The organism is Actinoplanes sp. NPDC049599 (genome assembly GCF_044465625.1).
Classification (GTDB): domain Bacteria; phylum Actinomycetota; class Actinomycetes; order Mycobacteriales; family Micromonosporaceae; genus Actinoplanes.
Map to the genome: position 1 here is coordinate 325,320 of NZ_JBITLX010000006.1, position 16,401 is coordinate 341,720.

Annotated in this window: 17 protein-coding genes; 11 read left to right on the forward strand and 6 right to left on the reverse strand. The window is 74.7% G+C overall.

Going from position 1 to position 16,401, the window contains the following annotated elements; genetic code table 11:
- Window positions 1-92: 92 nt before the first annotated feature.
- Window positions 93-704, forward strand: a complete 612-nt coding sequence (locus ACIBQZ_RS14340) for an AAA family ATPase (RefSeq protein WP_396089027.1) — start codon at window positions 93-95, stop codon at window positions 702-704.
- 10 nt (window positions 705-714) lie between these two features.
- On the opposite strand, the gene ACIBQZ_RS14345 is transcribed toward ACIBQZ_RS14340, so the two are convergent.
- A complete protein-coding gene (locus ACIBQZ_RS14345) occupies window positions 715-1,701 on the reverse strand; it encodes an aldo/keto reductase (protein WP_396089028.1) in 987 nt (328 codons plus the stop codon).
- Window positions 1,702-1,889: 188 nt separating this feature from the next.
- Window positions 1,890-3,896 carry a hypothetical protein gene (locus tag ACIBQZ_RS14350; RefSeq protein WP_396089029.1) on the reverse strand — a complete coding sequence of 669 codons (2,007 nt, stop codon included), beginning with the start codon at window positions 3,894-3,896 and terminating at the stop codon, window positions 1,890-1,892.
- A gap of 173 nt (window positions 3,897-4,069) precedes the next feature.
- On the opposite strand from ACIBQZ_RS14350, the gene ACIBQZ_RS14355 reads away from it, so the two are divergent.
- The 6 genes from ACIBQZ_RS14355 to ACIBQZ_RS14380 all read left to right on the forward strand — a co-directional run bounded on the left by ACIBQZ_RS14355 (window position 4,070) and on the right by ACIBQZ_RS14380 (window position 9,307).
- Window positions 4,070-4,540, forward strand: coding sequence for a hypothetical protein (locus ACIBQZ_RS14355; protein WP_396089030.1), 471 nt, complete (start codon window positions 4,070-4,072; stop codon window positions 4,538-4,540).
- A 68-nt stretch (window positions 4,541-4,608) separates the two neighbouring features.
- Entirely contained in the window at window positions 4,609-5,136 is a 528-nt protein-coding gene (locus ACIBQZ_RS14360; RefSeq protein WP_396089031.1) for a hypothetical protein, read from the forward strand.
- On the forward strand, window positions 5,129-6,385 hold the full coding sequence (locus ACIBQZ_RS14365) for an MAB_1171c family putative transporter (RefSeq protein ID WP_396089032.1): 1,257 nt from the start codon (window positions 5,129-5,131) through the stop codon (window positions 6,383-6,385). Before ACIBQZ_RS14360 ends, ACIBQZ_RS14365 begins: the two co-directional genes overlap by 8 nt.
- Before the next feature lie 59 nt (window positions 6,386-6,444).
- Entirely contained in the window at window positions 6,445-6,918 is a 474-nt protein-coding gene (locus ACIBQZ_RS14370; RefSeq protein WP_396089033.1) for a hemerythrin domain-containing protein, read from the forward strand.
- A gap of 48 nt (window positions 6,919-6,966) precedes the next feature.
- Window positions 6,967-8,655, forward strand: a complete 1,689-nt coding sequence (locus tag ACIBQZ_RS14375) for a SulP family inorganic anion transporter (protein ID WP_396089034.1) — start codon at window positions 6,967-6,969, stop codon at window positions 8,653-8,655.
- 13 nt (window positions 8,656-8,668) lie between these two features.
- Entirely contained in the window at window positions 8,669-9,307 is a 639-nt protein-coding gene (locus ACIBQZ_RS14380; protein WP_396089035.1) for a phosphoribosyltransferase, read from the forward strand.
- Window positions 9,308-9,324: 17 nt separating this feature from the next.
- On the opposite strand, the gene ACIBQZ_RS14385 is transcribed toward ACIBQZ_RS14380, so the two are convergent.
- The 3 genes from ACIBQZ_RS14385 to ACIBQZ_RS14395 form a co-directional block, all read right to left on the reverse strand.
- Window positions 9,325-10,215, reverse strand: coding sequence for a universal stress protein (locus tag ACIBQZ_RS14385; protein WP_396089036.1), 891 nt, complete (start codon window positions 10,213-10,215; stop codon window positions 9,325-9,327).
- A 33-nt stretch (window positions 10,216-10,248) separates the two neighbouring features.
- Window positions 10,249-10,455 (reverse strand): DUF1918 domain-containing protein, encoded by a 207-nt coding sequence (locus ACIBQZ_RS14390; RefSeq protein ID WP_396089037.1) that lies wholly within the window; start codon window positions 10,453-10,455, stop codon window positions 10,249-10,251.
- A gap of 360 nt (window positions 10,456-10,815) precedes the next feature.
- The gene (locus ACIBQZ_RS14395; protein WP_396089038.1) at window positions 10,816-12,162 is read right to left on the reverse strand and encodes a wax ester/triacylglycerol synthase domain-containing protein; all 1,347 of its coding nucleotides are present in this window, start codon (window positions 12,160-12,162) and stop codon (window positions 10,816-10,818) included.
- Window positions 12,163-12,336: 174 nt separating this feature from the next.
- Between ACIBQZ_RS14395 and ACIBQZ_RS14400 the strand changes: the two genes are divergently transcribed.
- Together ACIBQZ_RS14400 and ACIBQZ_RS14405 are read left to right on the forward strand one after the other, a co-directional pair.
- Window positions 12,337-12,864 (forward strand): universal stress protein, encoded by a 528-nt coding sequence (locus ACIBQZ_RS14400; RefSeq protein ID WP_396089039.1) that lies wholly within the window; start codon window positions 12,337-12,339, stop codon window positions 12,862-12,864.
- A gap of 13 nt (window positions 12,865-12,877) precedes the next feature.
- The gene (locus ACIBQZ_RS14405) at window positions 12,878-13,384 is read left to right on the forward strand and encodes a pyridoxamine 5'-phosphate oxidase family protein (RefSeq protein WP_396089040.1); all 507 of its coding nucleotides are present in this window, start codon (window positions 12,878-12,880) and stop codon (window positions 13,382-13,384) included.
- An 88-nt stretch (window positions 13,385-13,472) separates the two neighbouring features.
- On the opposite strand, the gene ACIBQZ_RS14410 is transcribed toward ACIBQZ_RS14405, so the two are convergent.
- Complete coding sequence (locus ACIBQZ_RS14410) at window positions 13,473-14,057, reverse strand: hypothetical protein (protein WP_396089041.1); 585 nt, start codon at window positions 14,055-14,057, stop codon at window positions 13,473-13,475.
- Window positions 14,058-14,270: 213 nt separating this feature from the next.
- On the opposite strand from ACIBQZ_RS14410, the gene ACIBQZ_RS14415 reads away from it, so the two are divergent.
- Together ACIBQZ_RS14415 and ACIBQZ_RS14420 are read left to right on the forward strand one after the other, a co-directional pair.
- Complete coding sequence (locus ACIBQZ_RS14415; RefSeq protein ID WP_396089042.1) at window positions 14,271-14,885, forward strand: HPP family protein; 615 nt, start codon at window positions 14,271-14,273, stop codon at window positions 14,883-14,885.
- Between the two features lie 16 nt (window positions 14,886-14,901).
- Complete coding sequence (locus tag ACIBQZ_RS14420; RefSeq protein WP_396089043.1) at window positions 14,902-16,296, forward strand: serine hydrolase domain-containing protein; 1,395 nt, start codon at window positions 14,902-14,904, stop codon at window positions 16,294-16,296.
- Window positions 16,297-16,401 lie beyond the last annotated feature (105 nt).

A 16,401-nucleotide genomic window follows, 5' to 3' on the forward strand; every position in this document is an offset into this window, starting at 1 on the left:
GGACATCGGGGTCAACGTGTTGCCATCTGTTGCCCGCCGGGCCGGGGCGGCGCACGATGGAGTGGCTCAGCCCTGCTCGGGTGGGAGGTCACATGTCATCCGCTGTGCCGCCGGTCGTGACGCTCTTCGAGGCCTACGGGTCCGGCGCCGAGGAGGTCGGACCCCGGGTGGCCGAGGCGCTCGGGGTGGCGTTCCACGCCCAGGCGTTCTCCTCCGAGCAGCTGGAGTCACCGCAGCAGCACGACGACGGGATCCTGTCCCGGGTCTTCGCCGCGATGGGCGGGTCGTACGCGGCCCTGGACGGACCGGCCGTGGCGATGGCCCAGCGCGACGACCATGAGCTGATCCTGCGGAACACCCGCTGGGTCACCGAGGCGGCCCGCCCGGGCGGGGTGATCGTCGGCCGCAACGGGGCGCTGATCCTGGCGGCCTGGCCGGGCGCGCTGCACGTGCGGCTGGACGCGCCGGTGGCCGCCCGGGTCGAGCGGGCGGCCCGCACGGCGGGGATCACCCCGGAGCGGGCGGCCCGCCGGCAGCGCCGCGAGGACGGCATCCGGGCCGACATGTCGATCCAGCTGTACGGCTGGGACCCGCGCGAGCCGACCCGCTACGACCTGGTGCTGAACACCGGCACGCTGCACCCGGACGCCTGCGCGGACATCATCGTGCACGCCAGCCGGGTGAAGGCGGCGGGTAGCCCCTGACCCTCCCCGGTCAGCGGTTGGTCATGCGTTCCAGGTGATCCGGGTAGCGGGCGCCGCGCACCTCGATCGTCGCGGTCGCGGTGTCGAGCTCGTGCCGGTCCTCGGCGGTCAGCTCGACCTCGGCCGCGCCGATGTTCTCGGTCAGCCGGGCCGGCCGGCGGGTGCCCGGGATCGGCACGATCCACGGCTGCCGGGCCAGCAGCCAGGCCAGCGCGACCTGGGCGACCGTGGCGTGCCGGCGGGCCGCGACGGCGCCGAGCAGGTCGACGAGCGCCTGGTTGGCCCGCCGGGCGTCGGCGTCGAAGCGAGGGATGCTGCCGCGGATGTCGCCGTCGGCGAAGGCGGTGTGCTGGTCGATCGTGCCGGTCAGGAAGCCCTTGCCCAGCGGGCTGTACGGCACCAGCCCGATGCCCAGCTCGGCGCAGAGCGGCAGGATCTCCGCCTCGGGCCGGCGCCACCACAGCGAGTACTCGTTCTGCAGGGCGGTCACCGGCTGCACGGCGTGTGCCCGCCGGACGGTGGCCGCGGCGGCCTCGGACATGCCGAAGTGCCTGACCTTGCCGGCCTTGATGAGGTCCCGGACCGCGCCGGCGACCTCCTCGATGGGCACCTCGGGGTCGACCCGGTGCTGGTAGAACAGGTCGATCCGGTCGGTGCGCAGCCGCTTGAGCGAGGCGTCGGCGACCCGCCCGAGGTGCTCGGGGCGGCTGGACAGGCCGGTCTGCCTGCCGTCGGCGTCGAAGGCGAAGCCGAACTTGGTAGCGATGACCACCTGGTCGCGTACGGGTTCGAGGGCCTCGCCGACCAGCTCCTCGTTGACGAACGGCCCGTAGACCTCGGCGGTGTCGAAGAACGTGACGCCGCGCTCGACGGCGGTGCGCAGCAGGGCGATGTTGGTGGCCCGGTCCGGCCCGGGGCCGTAGCTCTGGCTCATCCCCATCGCGCCGAAGCCGATCGCCGAGACCTCAAGATCCTTGCCGAGAATGCGCTTCTGCACGGGTGGAACTCCTTACTCTCCGGTGACCTCGTTGAGCACGCGGATCGCGTTGAGGGTGCGGGGGTAGCCGATGAACGGTAACCCCGCCCCGGCCCGATCAGGGAGGCTCTGTCATTACCTGCCAGCGCGCACGACCGACCGCCGGCGCGAGGAGCGGTCCTCGCGCCGGCGGCGGCCGGGCCGGTGGATCAGGCGTCGGGGAAGGTGGCGAGGAAGCGGGCCGGCACGTCGGTGTACTGCTGATCGGGCAGGGCCGCGTACTCCGCCGGGGTCAGGTGGTCCTTCCGGCCCGCCGTGATGGCGTAGATCGCCGTGCTGACCTTGTCGCGCAGCAGCGTGCCGTCGGCCGGCGTCGCGCCGAGCCGAGCCAGCAGGCCGGCCGGCACGTTGATCGCGGCCGGGCTGCCCAGGGCGGCGTACTCGGCCGGGTTCAGCAGGAACTTCGCGCCGTTGACGACCTGGTAGATGCCGGTGGACACCGGGTCGCGGAGGACCAGCGAGCCGGCCGGCCGGGTGCCGGTCACCGCGGCGACGAAACCGTGCGTGACGTTGACCGAGGCCGGGCTGCCGAGCGCGGTGTACTCCGCCGGGGTCAGGTGGTACTTGGCCCCGCCCACGATCTGGTAGATCGCGGTGTCGCTGAGGTCGCGCAGGAACGAGTTGTCCGCCGGCACCGCGCCGAGCCGGTCGAGGAGGCCGACCGGCACGTTGACCGCGGCGGGGCTGCCGAGCGCGACGTACTCGGCCGGGGTCAGGTGGTCCTTCGCGCCGTTGATGACCTGGTAGATGGCGCCGCTGTCCTGGTTGCGCACGAAACCGGTGGACGGCAGCGTCCGGGTGATCGACAGGATCAGGCCGTGCGGCACGTTCGTCGACGGTGCGCTGTCCAGGTCGCTGTACTCCGAGGGGGACAGGTGGTACTTGGCGCCGCCGACGATCTGGTAGATGGCACCGTCGGTGATGTCCCGGATGAAGCTGCCGTCGCGGGGCACCGCCGCGGTCAGGTTGATGAAGCCGGCCGGCACGTTGATCGCGGCCGGGCCGCCCAGGGCGGCGTACTCGGCCGGGCTCAGGTGGTAGCGGGCGCCGCCGACGACCTGGTAGATCGCGGTGGTGCCGGGGTCGCGCAGGAACACCGAGTCGACCGGCACCGACGCGGTCACCCGGTTGATGAAGCCGGCCGGGACGTTGGTCGCCGCGGGGCTGCCCAGGCCGGCGTACTCGGCGGGGTTGAGGTGGTACTTGGCGCCGCTGACCACCTGGTAGATCGCGGTGCTGGCGGGGTCGCGCAGGAACGTGTTGTCGGCCGGCACGGCACCGAGCCCGGCGACGAGCCGGGCCGGCACGTTGCGGGCGGGTGGGCCGCCCAGCGCCGCGTACTCGGCCGGGCTGAGGTGGTACTTCGCGCTCCCGGCGATGACGTAGATGGCGCCGTCGGCGGTGGTCCGCACGTACGTGCCGTTGGCGATGATGCCGGGCATGCTCGCGAAGGTGCCGGCCGGCACCGCGCTGGCCGGCGGCGACCCGAGCTCGGCGTACTCGGCGGGGGTCAGGTGGAACGGCACGCCGCCGACCACCAGGCTGATCGCGCCGTTCGGCTCGCGCAGCACCGAGTTGTCCGGGCTGCCGGGCGGCGGGCCGTCGTCGGCGATGTTGCGGTACCGGATCGGGGTGTACGTGGTCAGCTCGCTCCAGGTGTCCTTGCCGAGCTTGCCGTAGTTGTTGACGGCGTTGGGGTTCTGGACGGTCTCACCGTTGTTGTTGAACGAGTACACCAGGGCGCCGTCCTCGTGCCGGTTCTCGTTGATCCAGCGGGCGAACAGCTCGATGTGCCCGACCCGCAGCACCGCGTCGCCGGCCTTGAGGTCGTGCAGGCTGGGCAGGTCGAACTTGCCACCCCAGTTCCGGAAGGTCGCGGTGCTGCGTGAGTCGGAGAGGTGCCAGGCCATCGACACCAGGCCGGAGCAGTCCCGCCGGTAGGTCCGGCCCTGCGGATCGGGCGCCCACGGGCCGGTCTGGGTGTAGGTGAAGCCGCGGTCGACCCAGTACTGCGACCGCTGCAACGTCTCCGAGCGGGTGATCGCCCCGCCGACGCCGGATGCCGCGGCGGCGACCGGGGCGCCGAGGACGGCCACCACCGTTCCGCCCGCGGCGCCCACCACCAGCGCGGTGCTGACCGTGACAGCACGGCCCAACGTGCCCATCCTCATGATTTCCCCTCATCAAATGTAAACAGGCAGCTCCACTATGGAACGCGCTGCCAACGTCGGGCTCCATAGTGGGCAGGGCATCGATGCGTGTCAACAGTTGATTCCAGGGAGCCGTACGATGTAACTTGTCATTGACATGGGTGGGAGGGGTTCGCACGGTGACTGGCGACCGGCACGCGCACCGCACCTTCGCCGACCGGCTGGACGAGCTGTTCCGGACGGTCGTCGCCGGTGACGGGCGGCTGTACAGCACGCGGGCGGCGGCTGCCGCCCTGGCGCGGCTGGGGTGTCCGGTCTCCCACACGCACGTCGGCAAGCTGCGCCGTGGCGAGGCCGACCCGCGCCGCTCCGAGATGCAGGCGTTCGCCACCCTCTTCGGGGTCAGCCTGGCCTACTTCACCCAGGACGAGGGTGACGACAGCGAGACCGACCGGCGGCTCGCCCGGGCCCTCGGCGATCCGGCGATCCAGGCGGTCGCGATGCGGATGGGCGAGGCCGAGATGTCCGCCGCCGGGAAGGCCGCCGTCGCCGCCATGGTCGAGCAGGTGGTGCTGCTGGAGCAGGCGGCACGGCAGCGGCACCAGCCGGCCGGGCCCGACACATCTACAAAGGATGGTGGGGTCGGCTAGACTGCCGCGCGACGGCCCGGGCCGCGACGCCCGGCCGGTAGGGGTGACGCGGTGAGGCGGGGCCGGTGATGCGAGTGCCAAGGTGGCTACCGAGGCCGTCGGCCCGGCGCCGCCCGGACGGTTTCCCCGAGCTGATCGGGCAGGCCCGGCGCGGGCTGGACCGGCTCGGCCTGCGCGGCCGGTTCACCGCCGACCGGCTCCACGAGGCGATGCAGGCGCACCGCGGCCGTCCCGTGCACCTGCTCGCCCGGCCGCTGCCCGCGGGCGGCCCGCACGGGCTGTGGGTGGCCGGCCGCGACGCGGACTACGTCTTCTACCCCGCGGCCGCCTCGCCGGTGCGGCGCCACGTGATCGTCGGGCACGAGTACGGCCACATGCTCTTCGACGACGTGGCTCCGGCGGCCGTGGCCGCTCCCGCGTTCCGCTCCCGCAGCTCCTACGAGGAACTGCCCGAGCGGCGGGCGGAGATCTTCGGAACCCTCGTGGCCCAGCGCATCACCGACTGGTCCTGGCCGCCGTCGCAGGCCACCGACGGCGACGAGGCGGCCCTGCAACGCCTGACCGGCCTGCTGGAGAGCACGGACGAGAGTGGCTGACGTCCTGCTCGCCGCGGGCGCCGCGACGGCCCTGATCAGCCTCGGCCTGGCGGTCGGCAAGCTGTGGGACCTCGTGCACCACCGCCACGACCGGCTGCGCCGGCTGCTCGGGGTGACGCTCGCGATGGGCGCCTTCGCGGTGTCGCTGCAACCGGTCAGTGCGCGCGTGGACCAGCTGCTCGGCCTGCTCGACGTCTGCCGGCTGGTCGGCAACGTGCTGGCCGTGGCCATCGTCGCCACCGGACACGCCTTCCTGCTGCACACCCTGCACCCCGGCCCGGCGACGCGCCGGCGGGTCCGGAACCAGTACCTGATCATGGTGGCGTGCGCGGCGGCGCTGATCGGGGCGTACGCGCTGACGCCGGCGCCGTACCGGACCGACGACCCGTTCGTGCGGGGCGGGGACTACTACGCCTCGGTGCATCCGCCGCCGGCGCCGTACCTCGTCGTCTACCTGGGCTACATGCTGTGGTGGCTGCCCCAGGTGGGCCGGCTCTGCGCCCGGTACGCCCGGGTGGCCCGCCGCGGCCCGGTGCGGCTCGCCCTGCGGATGATCGCGGCCGGCTGTCTCCTCAACTTCGTCAACGTCGGGCTGAAGCTCGCCAACCTGGCCGTCCGCGACCGGCCGGCGGTCTCCGCGGCGCTCTACCGGCTCACCTTCGGCACCTATGCGGTCGCGGTGCTGGCGCTGGTGATCGGCGTGATGATCCTGGCCTGGGGGCGCTGGCTGCGGCTGGACCAGCTCGCCGAGCACGTGCAGGCCTGGCGGGCGTGCCGGCGGCTCCGGCCGCTCTGGGTGCTGGTGTCCGGTGCGGCGCCGCAGGTCACCCTCGGCGACTGGCCGAGGCCGCGGGGCCGGCCCGGCGCGCTGTCGGGCGCCCGGATGCGGCTGATCAGGATGACCACGGAGATCCTCGACGGCTACGCGGAGCTGTGCCCGTGGACCAACCGCGGGGTCGCCGCCGAGGCCCGCGCGGCGGCCACCCGCCTCGGCCTGACCGGGGAACGGCTGGAGGCGGCCGTGGAAGCCCGGGTGGTGGCCGAGGCGGTGGCGGCGGCCGGCTCGGACCCGCCCGCAGCCGGGGACACCGAGATCGTCGACCTGCCGTCACCCCGGGCGGCGACCGCCGGTGACGCGGGCACGGAGGTGGCGTGGCTGATCGCGGTCGCCGCGCAGCTGCCCCCGGTTGCCGGGCGGCGACCGCGGCAAATGGGGTACAACGGCCCTGTCCGCGGGGCTTTCGGGTAGGCGACTCTGACAGGTGCCGGCAATGGGCCGGCGGGAGACGGCGGCGGGAGCTGAGTGGCGTGTGCGAATACTGCGGCTGCCAGGCGGTGGAGGCGATCGGCGAACTGACCCGGGAGCACGACACCGTGGTCGGGCTGATCAGCCGGATCCGGGCCGCGCACGGGCTGCACGACGTCCCGGAGCTGGCCGCGCTGGCCCGCGCGATCACCACGGTCCTGGAACCGCACACGGCGGTCGAGGAGCGCGGGCTGTTCCCGGCGCTGGTCGACGACTTCCCGGACCAGGTGGCCGCGCTGCACGCCGACCACCGCCGGATCGAGGCGGTGCTCGGCGAGGCGGCCGGCGGCACCCCGGCCGACCCGGCCTGGCCGGACCGGCTGGTGCAGACCGCCGAGCTGCTGCGCGAGCACATCCTGAAGGAACAGGACGGGGTGTTCCCCGCCGCGCTCGCCGGGCTCAGCCCCGAGCAGTGGGAGGCCGTCGACGCGGTCCGGTCCGGCGTCGGATCGGCGCTGCCGGCCCCGACCGCCTGAGCCGCGTCCGGCGACCCCGCCGCGGGCCGCGGGATGCGAAGATCGGGCATGGGCATGCCACGGTGGGCGACGCGGTTGCTGCCCGGCCTGGTGACCCTGCACGGGTACGAGCGGTCCTGGCTGCGCGGTGACACGCTCGCCGGGCTGACCGTGGCCGCGTACCTCGTACCCCAGGTCATGGCCTATGCCGGCCTGGCCGGCCTGCCGCCGGTGGCCGGCCTGTGGGCGATCCTCGCGCCGCTGATCCTGTACGCGATCCTCGGCTCGTCGCGGCTGCTCTCGGTCGGGCCGGAGTCCACGACGGCGCTCATGACGGCCGCGGCGGTGGCCCCGCTGGCCGGCGGCGACCCGGCGCGCTTCGCCGTGCTCGCCGGTGCGCTCGCCGTCGTGGTGGGGCTGCTGTGCCTGGTGGCGTTCGCCGCGCGGCTCGGGTTCGTCGCCGACCTGCTGTCCAAACCCATCCTGATCGGCTACCTGGCCGGCGTGGCCGTGACGATGATCGTCGGGCAGCTGAGCAAGCTCACCGGCGTCCCCGTCGACGGCGACGGGATCCCGGCCGAGCTGGCCTCGTTCGTCCGGAACCTGGACCGGATGGCGCCGGGGACCGCGCTGTTCGCCGCGGCCGTGCTGGCCCTGCTGTTCGCCGGGCAGTGGCTGTTCCCCCGGCTCCCGACGCCGTTGCTGGTGGTGGCGCTGGCCACCGTCGCGGTGGTGGCGTTCGACCTCCAGCGGCACGGCATCGATGTCGTCGGCGCGGTGCCGCGCGGGCTGCCCGGCCCGGCGCTGCCCGATCTCGACGACCTGCGGCACCTGCTGCTGCCCGCGGTGGGCGTTCTGGTCGTCGGGTACACCGACACGGTGCTGACCGCCCGGGCGTTCGCGGTGCGCGGCGGTGACCCGGTCGACGCCAACCAGGAGCTGCTGGCCATGGGCGCGGCTAACCTGGGCGCCGGGGTGACGCACGGTTTCCCGGTCAGCAGCAGCGGCAGCCGCACCGCGCTGGCGGTGGCGGCGGGCGGGCGGACCCAGCTCTACTCGCTGGTCGCGCTGGCCGCCGTGGTCGCGGTGCTGGTGTTCGCCGGGCCGCTGCTCGCCCACTTCCCGGCCGCGGCGCTCGGGGCGATCGTCGTGTACGCCGCGACCCGCCTGGTCGACGTGTCCGGGTTCCGCCGGCTGGCGGCGTTCCGCCGCACCGAGCTGCTGCTGGCGTTGGCCGCGCTCGGCGGCGTGCTGGTCTTCGACATCCTGTACGGCGTCCTGCTGGCCGTCGGCCTGTCCGTCGCCGAGATGCTGCACCGGGTCGCCCGGCCGCACGACGCCGTCCAGGGTTTTGTGCCCGGCCTGGCCGGCATGCACGACGTCGACGACTACCCGGAGGCGACGCTGGTGCCGGGCCTGCTCGTCTACCGGTACGACTCGCCGCTGTTCTTCGCCAACGCCGAGGACTTCCGCCGCCGCGCGCTGGCCGCGGTCGACGCCCAGCCCGAGCCGGTCGCCTGGTTCGTCCTGAACGTGGAGGCCAACGTCGAGGTGGACACCACCGGCCTGGGCGCGCTGGACGACCTGCGGGCGGAGCTGACCGGCCGGGGCATCGTGTTCGCGCTGGCCCGGGTCAAGCAGGACCTGCGCGCCGCGCTGGACGCGTACGGGCTCAGCGCCGCCGTCGGGCCGGAGCGCATCTATCCCACCCTGCCCACGGCCGTCGAGGCGTACCGCGAGTGGGCCCGGATCCGCTGACGAGAGGAGCGCGATGACCATGCCTGCCTTCGCTGACCGCGCCGACGCCGGACGCCGGCTGGCCGCCGCGCTGCCACAGCTGGCCGGCGCCGACGCCGTCGTGCTGGCCCTGCCCCGCGGCGGGGTGCCGGTCGCCGCCCCGGTCGCCCGTGCCCTGGGCGCGCCGCTGGATGTGATCGTCGTGCGGAAGATCGTCGTGCCGCGGTATCCGGAGCTCGCCCTCGGCGCGGTCGGCGAGGACGGCGTCCGGGTCGCCAACCCCGACGTGGTGCGGGCGGCCGGCGTCGAGCCGGGTGAGCTCCGGGAGGCGACGGCCGTGGCGGCGGCCCAGGTCGAGCGGCGGCTGCGGAACCTGCGGGCGGGTCGTCCCGGGCCGGGCTGGGCCGGCCGTACGGTCGTGATCGTCGATGACGGCGCCGCCACCGGCGCGACCGCCCGCGCGGCCTGTCACGTGGCCCGCGCCCGCGGGGCGGCCCGGGTGGTGCTGGCCCTGCCGGTCGCCGCGCCCGGCGCGGCGGCGCTGCTGGCCGGGGAGGCCGACGAGGTGATCGTCCTGGAGCAGCCGGCGGAGCTCGGCGCCGTCGGCGCCTGGTACGCGGACTTCGAGCCGACGACGGAGGAGGAGGTCGCCGCCCTGCTGGCGGACCGGTAGGGCGGCGGTACGCCGGCTCAGCCGGGCGGGTCCTGCGGGCGGGCGACCACCACCGGGCACCCGGCGTGACCGATCAGGTGCTGGCTGACCGAGCCCAGCAGCAGGCCGGTGAACCCGCCGTGCCCGCGCGAGCCGACCACCATCAGCTGCGCCGAACGGGACCGCTGGGCCAGCTCGTGGCCGGGCGCGCCCCGGATGATCTCCTGGCGGATCGGCACGTCCGGGTAGCGTTCCGCCAGCCCGGCGGTGCTCTCGGCGAGGACCCGGCGTTCCTCCTCCTCGAGCAGGTCCACGTCGTACACCAGGGGCATGGTGCCGCCGGGGGTGCCGATCACCGGGGCCCGCCACACGTGCAGGGCGACCAGGCCCACGCCGCGCAGCGACGCCTCCTCGGCGGCGAACGTGCAGGCGTGCGCGGAGACCGCGGAGCCGTCGACGCCGACCACGACCGGTCCCGCCGACGGCTGCTCGCCGCGCACCACCAGCGTCGGGCACTCGCCGTGGGTGGCCAGCTGCATCGCGACCGAGCCGAGGAAGAGCCCGGCGAAGCCGCCCACCCCGCGGTCGCCGAGCACCATGAGGTGCGCCCGGCGGCTCTCCGCGAGCAGGACCGGCACCGGGGCGCCGGTCGTCACCTCACTGGTCACGGCGATTCCCGGGCTGCACTTGCCGGCGACCCGGACGGCCTCCGCGACGATCTCGTCGGCCCGCTCGCGGAACGCGGGCAGCGACGGCCCGAAATCGCCGGGCGGGATCGCCGATCCGACCGTGGGCCACACGAAGGCGTGCACGATCCGCAACGGCCGGTGCCGCAGGGCGGCTTCGGCGGCGGCTGTCTCGGTCGCCGCCAGGGCACGTGCCGAGCCGTCGACCCCGACGACCACGGGCGCGCCGGTCATGGTGGTCATGGGCGTGCTCCCCTCTTCCGGGCCGCGCCGCGCTCAGGCGTCCTCGGCCGGTGGCTCCGGCGGCTCGATGTGCGCCTCCGGGCCGGGGAAGATCAGTGTCGCCCGCCCGTCGTCGAGCCACCGCACCCGGTACGGCGGCGCGCCGTCCGCGTGGCTGACCTCGAGGATGACTCCCTGCCGCCGGGCGTCGCCGAGGTGCTTGCCCTCCACGACGATCCGATCGCCTACGTGCGCAATCATGGTGTCCTCCGGGTGCTCACATGATCGTTGCCGGGACGCGGCCGCGACGACGTGCTCGGCGGCCGGTGGGTATCACGCCCAGGATGGCGCGCCATGCGTCCGCCGGGCAGGGCCGAAGGTCCCGGGCCGCCGGCGCGGGTGCGGCCCCGGGCGGCACTCGGGCCCTTCGGCCCTGCCCGGCGCGGCCGCGCGGGGTGATCCTCGGGGTGGAGGATCCCATGGCAAAGCTCACCGTTCTTGTGGTCGCCGTGGCCGGCCTGTGCCTGGTGGACGGGCAGCGCCCGGCGGAGCCCCGGCGGCCTTTCCCCGGCTTCGACCCGTGCCTCGGGCCGTTCGTGGTGTGTCGCAGGCCGCCGGCTGTCACCGAGGAACAAGCCCCTCCGACCGGTCCGGCGGTGGGGTGCTCGACACCACCGCGTCCAGTTCGGCCCGCAGGGCTGCGGACAGGACGGCCAGGTCGAGACAGCGGTCGGGGTCGGCGACGGCCGTGACGGTCAGGGTGCCCGCGTAGGACAGGGCCAGGAAGCTGATGCTGATGTTGCCGCTCTCCCCGATGCTGATCGGCACCACGGCGTCGACCGTCGCGCCGGCGAGGCGCACCGGCTGCTCCGGGCCGCGCACATAGCTCACCAGCGTGTGCACCCGGCGCTGCCGGTTCATGAACCAGTGGTAGCCGCCCAGCGCGGCGGCCGCCCGGAACAGCGGTCCCAGCAGGCCGATCGGCGGCGGGCCGGTCGCGAGGTCGCGGCGCTGCCGCACGGTGCCGGCGATCCGGCTGATCCGGTCGCCGAGGGTCCCGGTGACCGGCACGTCGATGAGCAACGGGCTCACCTCGTTGCCGAGCCGGTCGGCGGTGGTGGTCGAGCGGCCGGCCACGGGCAGCACCACGGCCAGCCGTTCGAGCCGCTCACCTCGCGTGGTCAGCAGCCGGTGCAGCGCGCCGGTCACGGCGGCCACCAGCGCGGCGTTGACCGTACCGCCGTGCGCGTGCGCCGCCGCCCGGAGCCGCCGGAGGTCCGCGTGCGCCGCGACCACCTGATGCCGCGGCCCGGTCGGCCGCAGCAGGGAGCACGGCGCGGCGCGCGTCGGCAGCAGGCCGCCGCCGGCGGTCATCGACGCGCGCAGCAGGCGCCAGGTGCGGGGCAGCCGCCGCACCGCCAGCAGCCGGCCACGGATGGCGTCGGCCGCGAGCCGCGGCACGGCCGGCGGCCGGCGCGGCTCGGCGACCGCCGAGGGCTCGTCGCGCGGGTCGAGCAGCCGGGCGAGCAACGCGAGCCCGCCCAGGCCGTCCGTGAGCACGTGGTGCAGGACCAGGACGACGGCCCCGGCACCGCCGGCCCGCCCGTCGACGAGCGCGGCCCGCCACAACGGCCGGTCCCGGGGCAGCGGCGTGGCGAGCAGGGCGAGCGCGGCATCCAGCAGGGCCTGCTCGTCGCCCGGCGGCGCGCAGGAGATCCGGGTCAGCTGGCGGCGGATGTCGTAGGCGGTGTCGTCCACCCAGATCGGCCGGCCGCAGCCAGGCGGGGTGCGGACGAGTTTCTGGCGCAGCCGCGGCACCGCGGCAGTGCGCCCGGCGAGGAACCGCTCGGCCACGCCCGGGTCGAGCGGCCGGTCGAGCAGGAGCACCGCGGCGAACTGCAGCGGGCGTTTGCCGCCGTCCATCGCGAGGAAGGCCAGATCGGAGTTGCTCGCGCGATCGACGCCCATGCCGCGAGCCTGCCCGCGGCCGGTCCGCGCGGCCAGAGTCGTCCGGCCCTTCCGGGCTCGCCCCGCGCCGGAGCAGGCCGTTGGTCCCGCCGGAGCGGTGCCGGAGACCCGGGTTCGGCGGCGCGGAGCCGAGGATGCTCGGAAGTGAAGGATTTTCGGAACAGGGGAGTACTGATGGGATCCACGGACGACGGCGCCGGTCTCGGCGTCATGGTCGTCGGCGCCGGCTCGGATGCGCCCGGCAACGGGCGCGCCGACGCACCGGGGCACAGCTCGGGACCGGTGCTGGTGGCGCTGGACGACGACGGGAACGCCGCCGCGCTGACCGCCTACGGTCGGGCCGAGGCACGCCGCCGCGGGGTCGCCCTGCGGACGGTGTACGTCTGGACCGACTGCCGGCCGCCCGACTGCGACCACCACCGCGCCTGCCACCGGGACCTCGGGGGCGCCGTCCGGATGCTGGCGCACCTGATCGGCGAGAGCCTGCCGCCCGACGAGGCGAACGAGGTCGAACGGGACGTCCTGCACGCCGCCGACCCGGTGCAGGCGCTGGCCGAGCTGAGCGCCTCGGCCTCACTGCTGGTGCTCGGGGCCGGCAGCCTGCCGGGCCCCGGGGGTCTGCTCGGCGACACCACGCGCGAGCTGGTCGCGCGTACCCGGTGCCCGATCGCCGTGGTCCCGCACCGCGCCCCCGCCGGATGAGGAGGAGATCACCATGCCCACCACCGGACCGGCCGCAGTCGGCCGTGCCGCACCGACACTGACCACCGCCCAGGTGTGGCGGGCGCTCACCAAGGCCTCGTTCGCGGTGCTCAGCCACGTCACCCCCGCCGGGGAACCCCGGTCGAGCGGCGTGCTCTACGCCGTCGCCGATCACCGGCTGTACGTGGCCGTCGCCCCGGAGAGCTGGAAGGCCCGGCACATCGCGGCCGACGGGCACGTCGCCGTCACCGTGCCGGTCCGCCGGGGCGGCATCCTCGCGGTGCTGTTCCCGATCCCGCCCGCCGCGGTGAGCTTCCGGGGGACGGCGCTGGTCCATCCGCCCGGGGCCGGCCGGGACCTGCCGGCGCAGCTGTCCGCCGTGCTGCCGGCGGAGCTCCGCAGCTCCACGGCCGTGATCGAGATCCGCCCGGCGGGGGAGTTCGTCACGTACGGCCTGGGGGTCTCCCTGCGCCAGATGCGCGACCCGGCCCTGGCCCGCAACCGCGTGCCGGTGGACTGAGCGGGCACGGAGAAGCCGCCCGGGTGAGGTCCCGCTCGGGCGGCTTCGCGGTGCCGCCGGTGCCCGGGTGCGGGCGCCGGCCGGGTCGTCAGATCAGCCAGCGGTGGCGCTGCACGAAGGGCAGCTGCGCCCACCAGCGGCCGAGGCCCCAGGTGTGGCCCGCGTAGGTGAAGGCGACCACGATGGCGCCGACGGCGTACAGGAAGTGGTAGTCGGTGATCGGGTTGGTGGACGAGGTCGGTTCGCCGCTGCTGGTGTGCCGGGCGAGCGGCCACTCGGCGATCCACATCAGGGCCATCATGGCGGTGGCGGCGCCGGCCGCGATCCGCAGGCCGATGCCGGCGATCAGCGCCAGGCCGATGCCGAGCAGGCCGAGCATGAACAGCCAGTTGGCCCACGGGTCACCGGCGATGGAGTGGAAGAAACCCTCGAACGGGCCGACGGCCACCGACGACAGGAAGCCCTTGGTGGGGGAACCGCCGTTGATCCAGGCGCGTTCGGACGTGGTGGCGAAGCCCCAGCCGAAGGTCTTGTCCAGGAACGCCCACAGGAACACGAACCCGAGGGAGATCCGGAAGACGGCGAGTGCCCGGGCGGCCGGCTTGGTGAGCATCGCGCCGGGGGCCTCGACGTGCTCGAGGTGTGCCGCGGTCAGGCGGCCGGACGTTGTCATCGTTTCCTCCTGAAGTAGATGTCAACACCTCGACGATGCCCGGTCCGCGGCGCGAGCACCCGGGTCCGATCGCCCGACTCCGCCGGACCGAAGACCCGGTCCGGCGGCGGCCCGGTACGGGACGCTTCGCCCGCGCCACCGGGACCTGCGGCCCTGACCCGCGAAGGCGGCGGGCGCGAGGCTGGGAGGGACGACGACACCTGGGGTGACATCATGCGCGTGCGAGACATCATGACCAGTCCGGTGCACACGGTCCGGCAGAACGCGTCGGTCGAGAGCGCCGCCGAGCTGATGACCGCACGCTCGGTCACCGCGCTCCCGGTGGTCGACGCCGACGGGGCGCTCGTCGGCATGGTGAGCGAGGGTGACCTGCTGCGGCATCAGGTCCCGGCCGACCCGGCGACCGGCGCCGAGACGGTGCCGGCCCTCGATCCGGTCGACCGGCAGACCATGGTCGTCCAGGTCATGTCGGCGTATCCGCTGGCCACCACGCCGCGGACCGACGTGGCCGAGGTGGCCGAGGTGATGCTGCAGAACGACGTCCGCAGCCTGCCGGTGCTGGACGCCCGCACGGTCGTGGGCATCATCAGCCGCCGTGACATCCTGCGGGCCCTGGTCCGCAGCGACGGCCTGCTGACCCGTGAGGTGCAGCACCGGCTCGACGAGTACGCCGACGGCCGGCGCCGGTGGACCGCCACCGTCGAGGGTGGCGTCGCGACCGTGGCGGGCGACTTCGACGACGAGACCGAGCGGACGGTGGTCACCGTGCTGACCCGTACCGTGGCCGGCGTCTCCGCGGTCAAGCTGGCGGCGCCGGCGGCGTCCTGACCGGAGGGGTACCGGCATGCCCGTCGACGAGATCCAGCTGGCGGCCGAGGTCGACCGGATCCGCAACCGCCGGCCGGTGGTGGGCCTCGCGGTCGGCACGGTCCGCGGCGGGGCCCTGGAGTCCTTCCACGGCGCGGGGCTCGCCGACATCGCCACGGGCACGCCCGTCACCGAGGACACCGTGTTCCGGATCGCCTCGGTCACCAAGACGTTCACCGCCGTCGCGGTGCTGCAGCTGTGGGAACGGGGACTCGTCGACCTGGACGCGCCGGTGGGCGCGTATCTGCGCGCGTACCGGCTGGTCCCGGCGAAGGCCGGCTTCCGCCCGGTCACGCTGCGGCACCTGCTGACCCACACCGCCGGCATCCGGGAGGTGCTGCACCCGTCCGGCCTGCTGCGGATGCGGGACCTGGGCGAGACCGTGCCGGCCGGCCGGCCGGTGCCGTCGCTCGCCGAGTTCTACGGCGGTCGGCTGCGGGTCGACGTGCAGCCGGGCACCTCGTTCGCGTACACCAACCACGGGTTCGCCACGCTCGGCCAGATCGTCGAGGACGTCAGCGGGGAGCCGCTGGACCGCTACTTCCGCGAGCACATCTTCGCGCCGCTGGGCATGACGAGCACGGACCTGGCGTGCTCCGGACGGCTGGCCACCGGCTACGAGCTGCGCGCCCGCGGGCCCGTGCCGATCACCGGCTACGAGGTCGTCACGGTGGGCGGCGGCGCCGTTCTGTCCTCGCCGCGGGACATGGCGCGCTACGTCGCCGCACTGCTGGGCGGGGGTGGCGCCGTCCTCGCCCCGGGCACGGTGGCCACCATGACGGCGCCGCAGTACCAGCCGGATCCGCGGATCCCCGGGATGGGACTGGCGTTCTTCCGCGGCGAGCTCGGCGGCCACCGTACCGTCGAGCACGACGGGGTTCTGCCCGGCTTCGACGCGCAGATCCTGCTCGCGCCCGCCGCCGGGGTGGCGGTGCTCGCGTTCGCGAACGGGGCCAAGCGCGGCATGCACTGGCTGGGGCCCGAGACGGCGAACCTGATGCGGCGGCTGCTCGGCGTCCCGGCCGCCACGGTGCGCACCGACCTGCCGCAGCGCCCGGAGACGTGGGGCGACCTCTGCGGGTGGTACCGGTTCACCGCGCACCGGACGGACCCGGCCAGGCTCGCCGTCGGCCCCGCCGTGCAGGTTGTCGTGCGGCGCGGCGAGCTGGTGATCCGGGCGCTGAGCCCGATACCCGCGCTGCGCCGGGGCTTCGTCCTGCACCCCGACGACGACCGGGACCCGGAGGTCTTCCGGATCGAGCTGCCCTGGTTCGGCATCGGCACCGGCCGCGTCGTCTTCAGCCGGCCGCCCGGCACCGGCCGGACCGCGATCTACCTGGACTTTGCCCCGTTGTCGTTCGTGCAGGGCTAGAACCGCCGCTTCGCACGGACCCGGTCCCGTTCAGTAGGGCCGGACGGCCCTGCCCGGCGGTCCGCCCGACAGGCAACGTCGGAGACAGGACAAGAGGAGGAGGCG

Bases quoted from the DNA above. Each gene is read 5' to 3' on its own strand.
- ACIBQZ_RS14385 (WP_396089036.1), bottom strand. From the start codon at position 10,215: ATGACCACCATGACCGGCGCGCCCGTGGTCGTCGGGGTCGACGGCTCG.
- ACIBQZ_RS14375 (WP_396089034.1), top strand. From the start codon at position 6,967: ATGGGCATGCCACGGTGGGCGACGCGGTTGCTGCCCGGCCTGGTGACC.
- ACIBQZ_RS14380 (WP_396089035.1), top strand. From the start codon at position 8,669: ATGACCATGCCTGCCTTCGCTGACCGCGCCGACGCCGGACGCCGGCTG.
- ACIBQZ_RS14400 (WP_396089039.1), top strand. From the start codon at position 12,337: ATGGGATCCACGGACGACGGCGCCGGTCTCGGCGTCATGGTCGTCGGC.
- ACIBQZ_RS14405 (WP_396089040.1), top strand. From the start codon at position 12,878: ATGCCCACCACCGGACCGGCCGCAGTCGGCCGTGCCGCACCGACACTG.
- ACIBQZ_RS14390 (WP_396089037.1), bottom strand. From the start codon at position 10,455: ATGATTGCGCACGTAGGCGATCGGATCGTCGTGGAGGGCAAGCACCTC.
- ACIBQZ_RS14360 (WP_396089031.1), top strand. From the start codon at position 4,609: ATGCGAGTGCCAAGGTGGCTACCGAGGCCGTCGGCCCGGCGCCGCCCG.
- ACIBQZ_RS14410 (WP_396089041.1), bottom strand. From the start codon at position 14,057: ATGACAACGTCCGGCCGCCTGACCGCGGCACACCTCGAGCACGTCGAG.
- ACIBQZ_RS14340 (WP_396089027.1), top strand. From the start codon at position 93: ATGTCATCCGCTGTGCCGCCGGTCGTGACGCTCTTCGAGGCCTACGGG.
- ACIBQZ_RS14420 (WP_396089043.1), top strand. From the start codon at position 14,902: ATGCCCGTCGACGAGATCCAGCTGGCGGCCGAGGTCGACCGGATCCGC.
- ACIBQZ_RS14395 (WP_396089038.1), bottom strand. From the start codon at position 12,162: ATGGGCGTCGATCGCGCGAGCAACTCCGATCTGGCCTTCCTCGCGATG.
- ACIBQZ_RS14415 (WP_396089042.1), top strand. From the start codon at position 14,271: ATGCGCGTGCGAGACATCATGACCAGTCCGGTGCACACGGTCCGGCAG.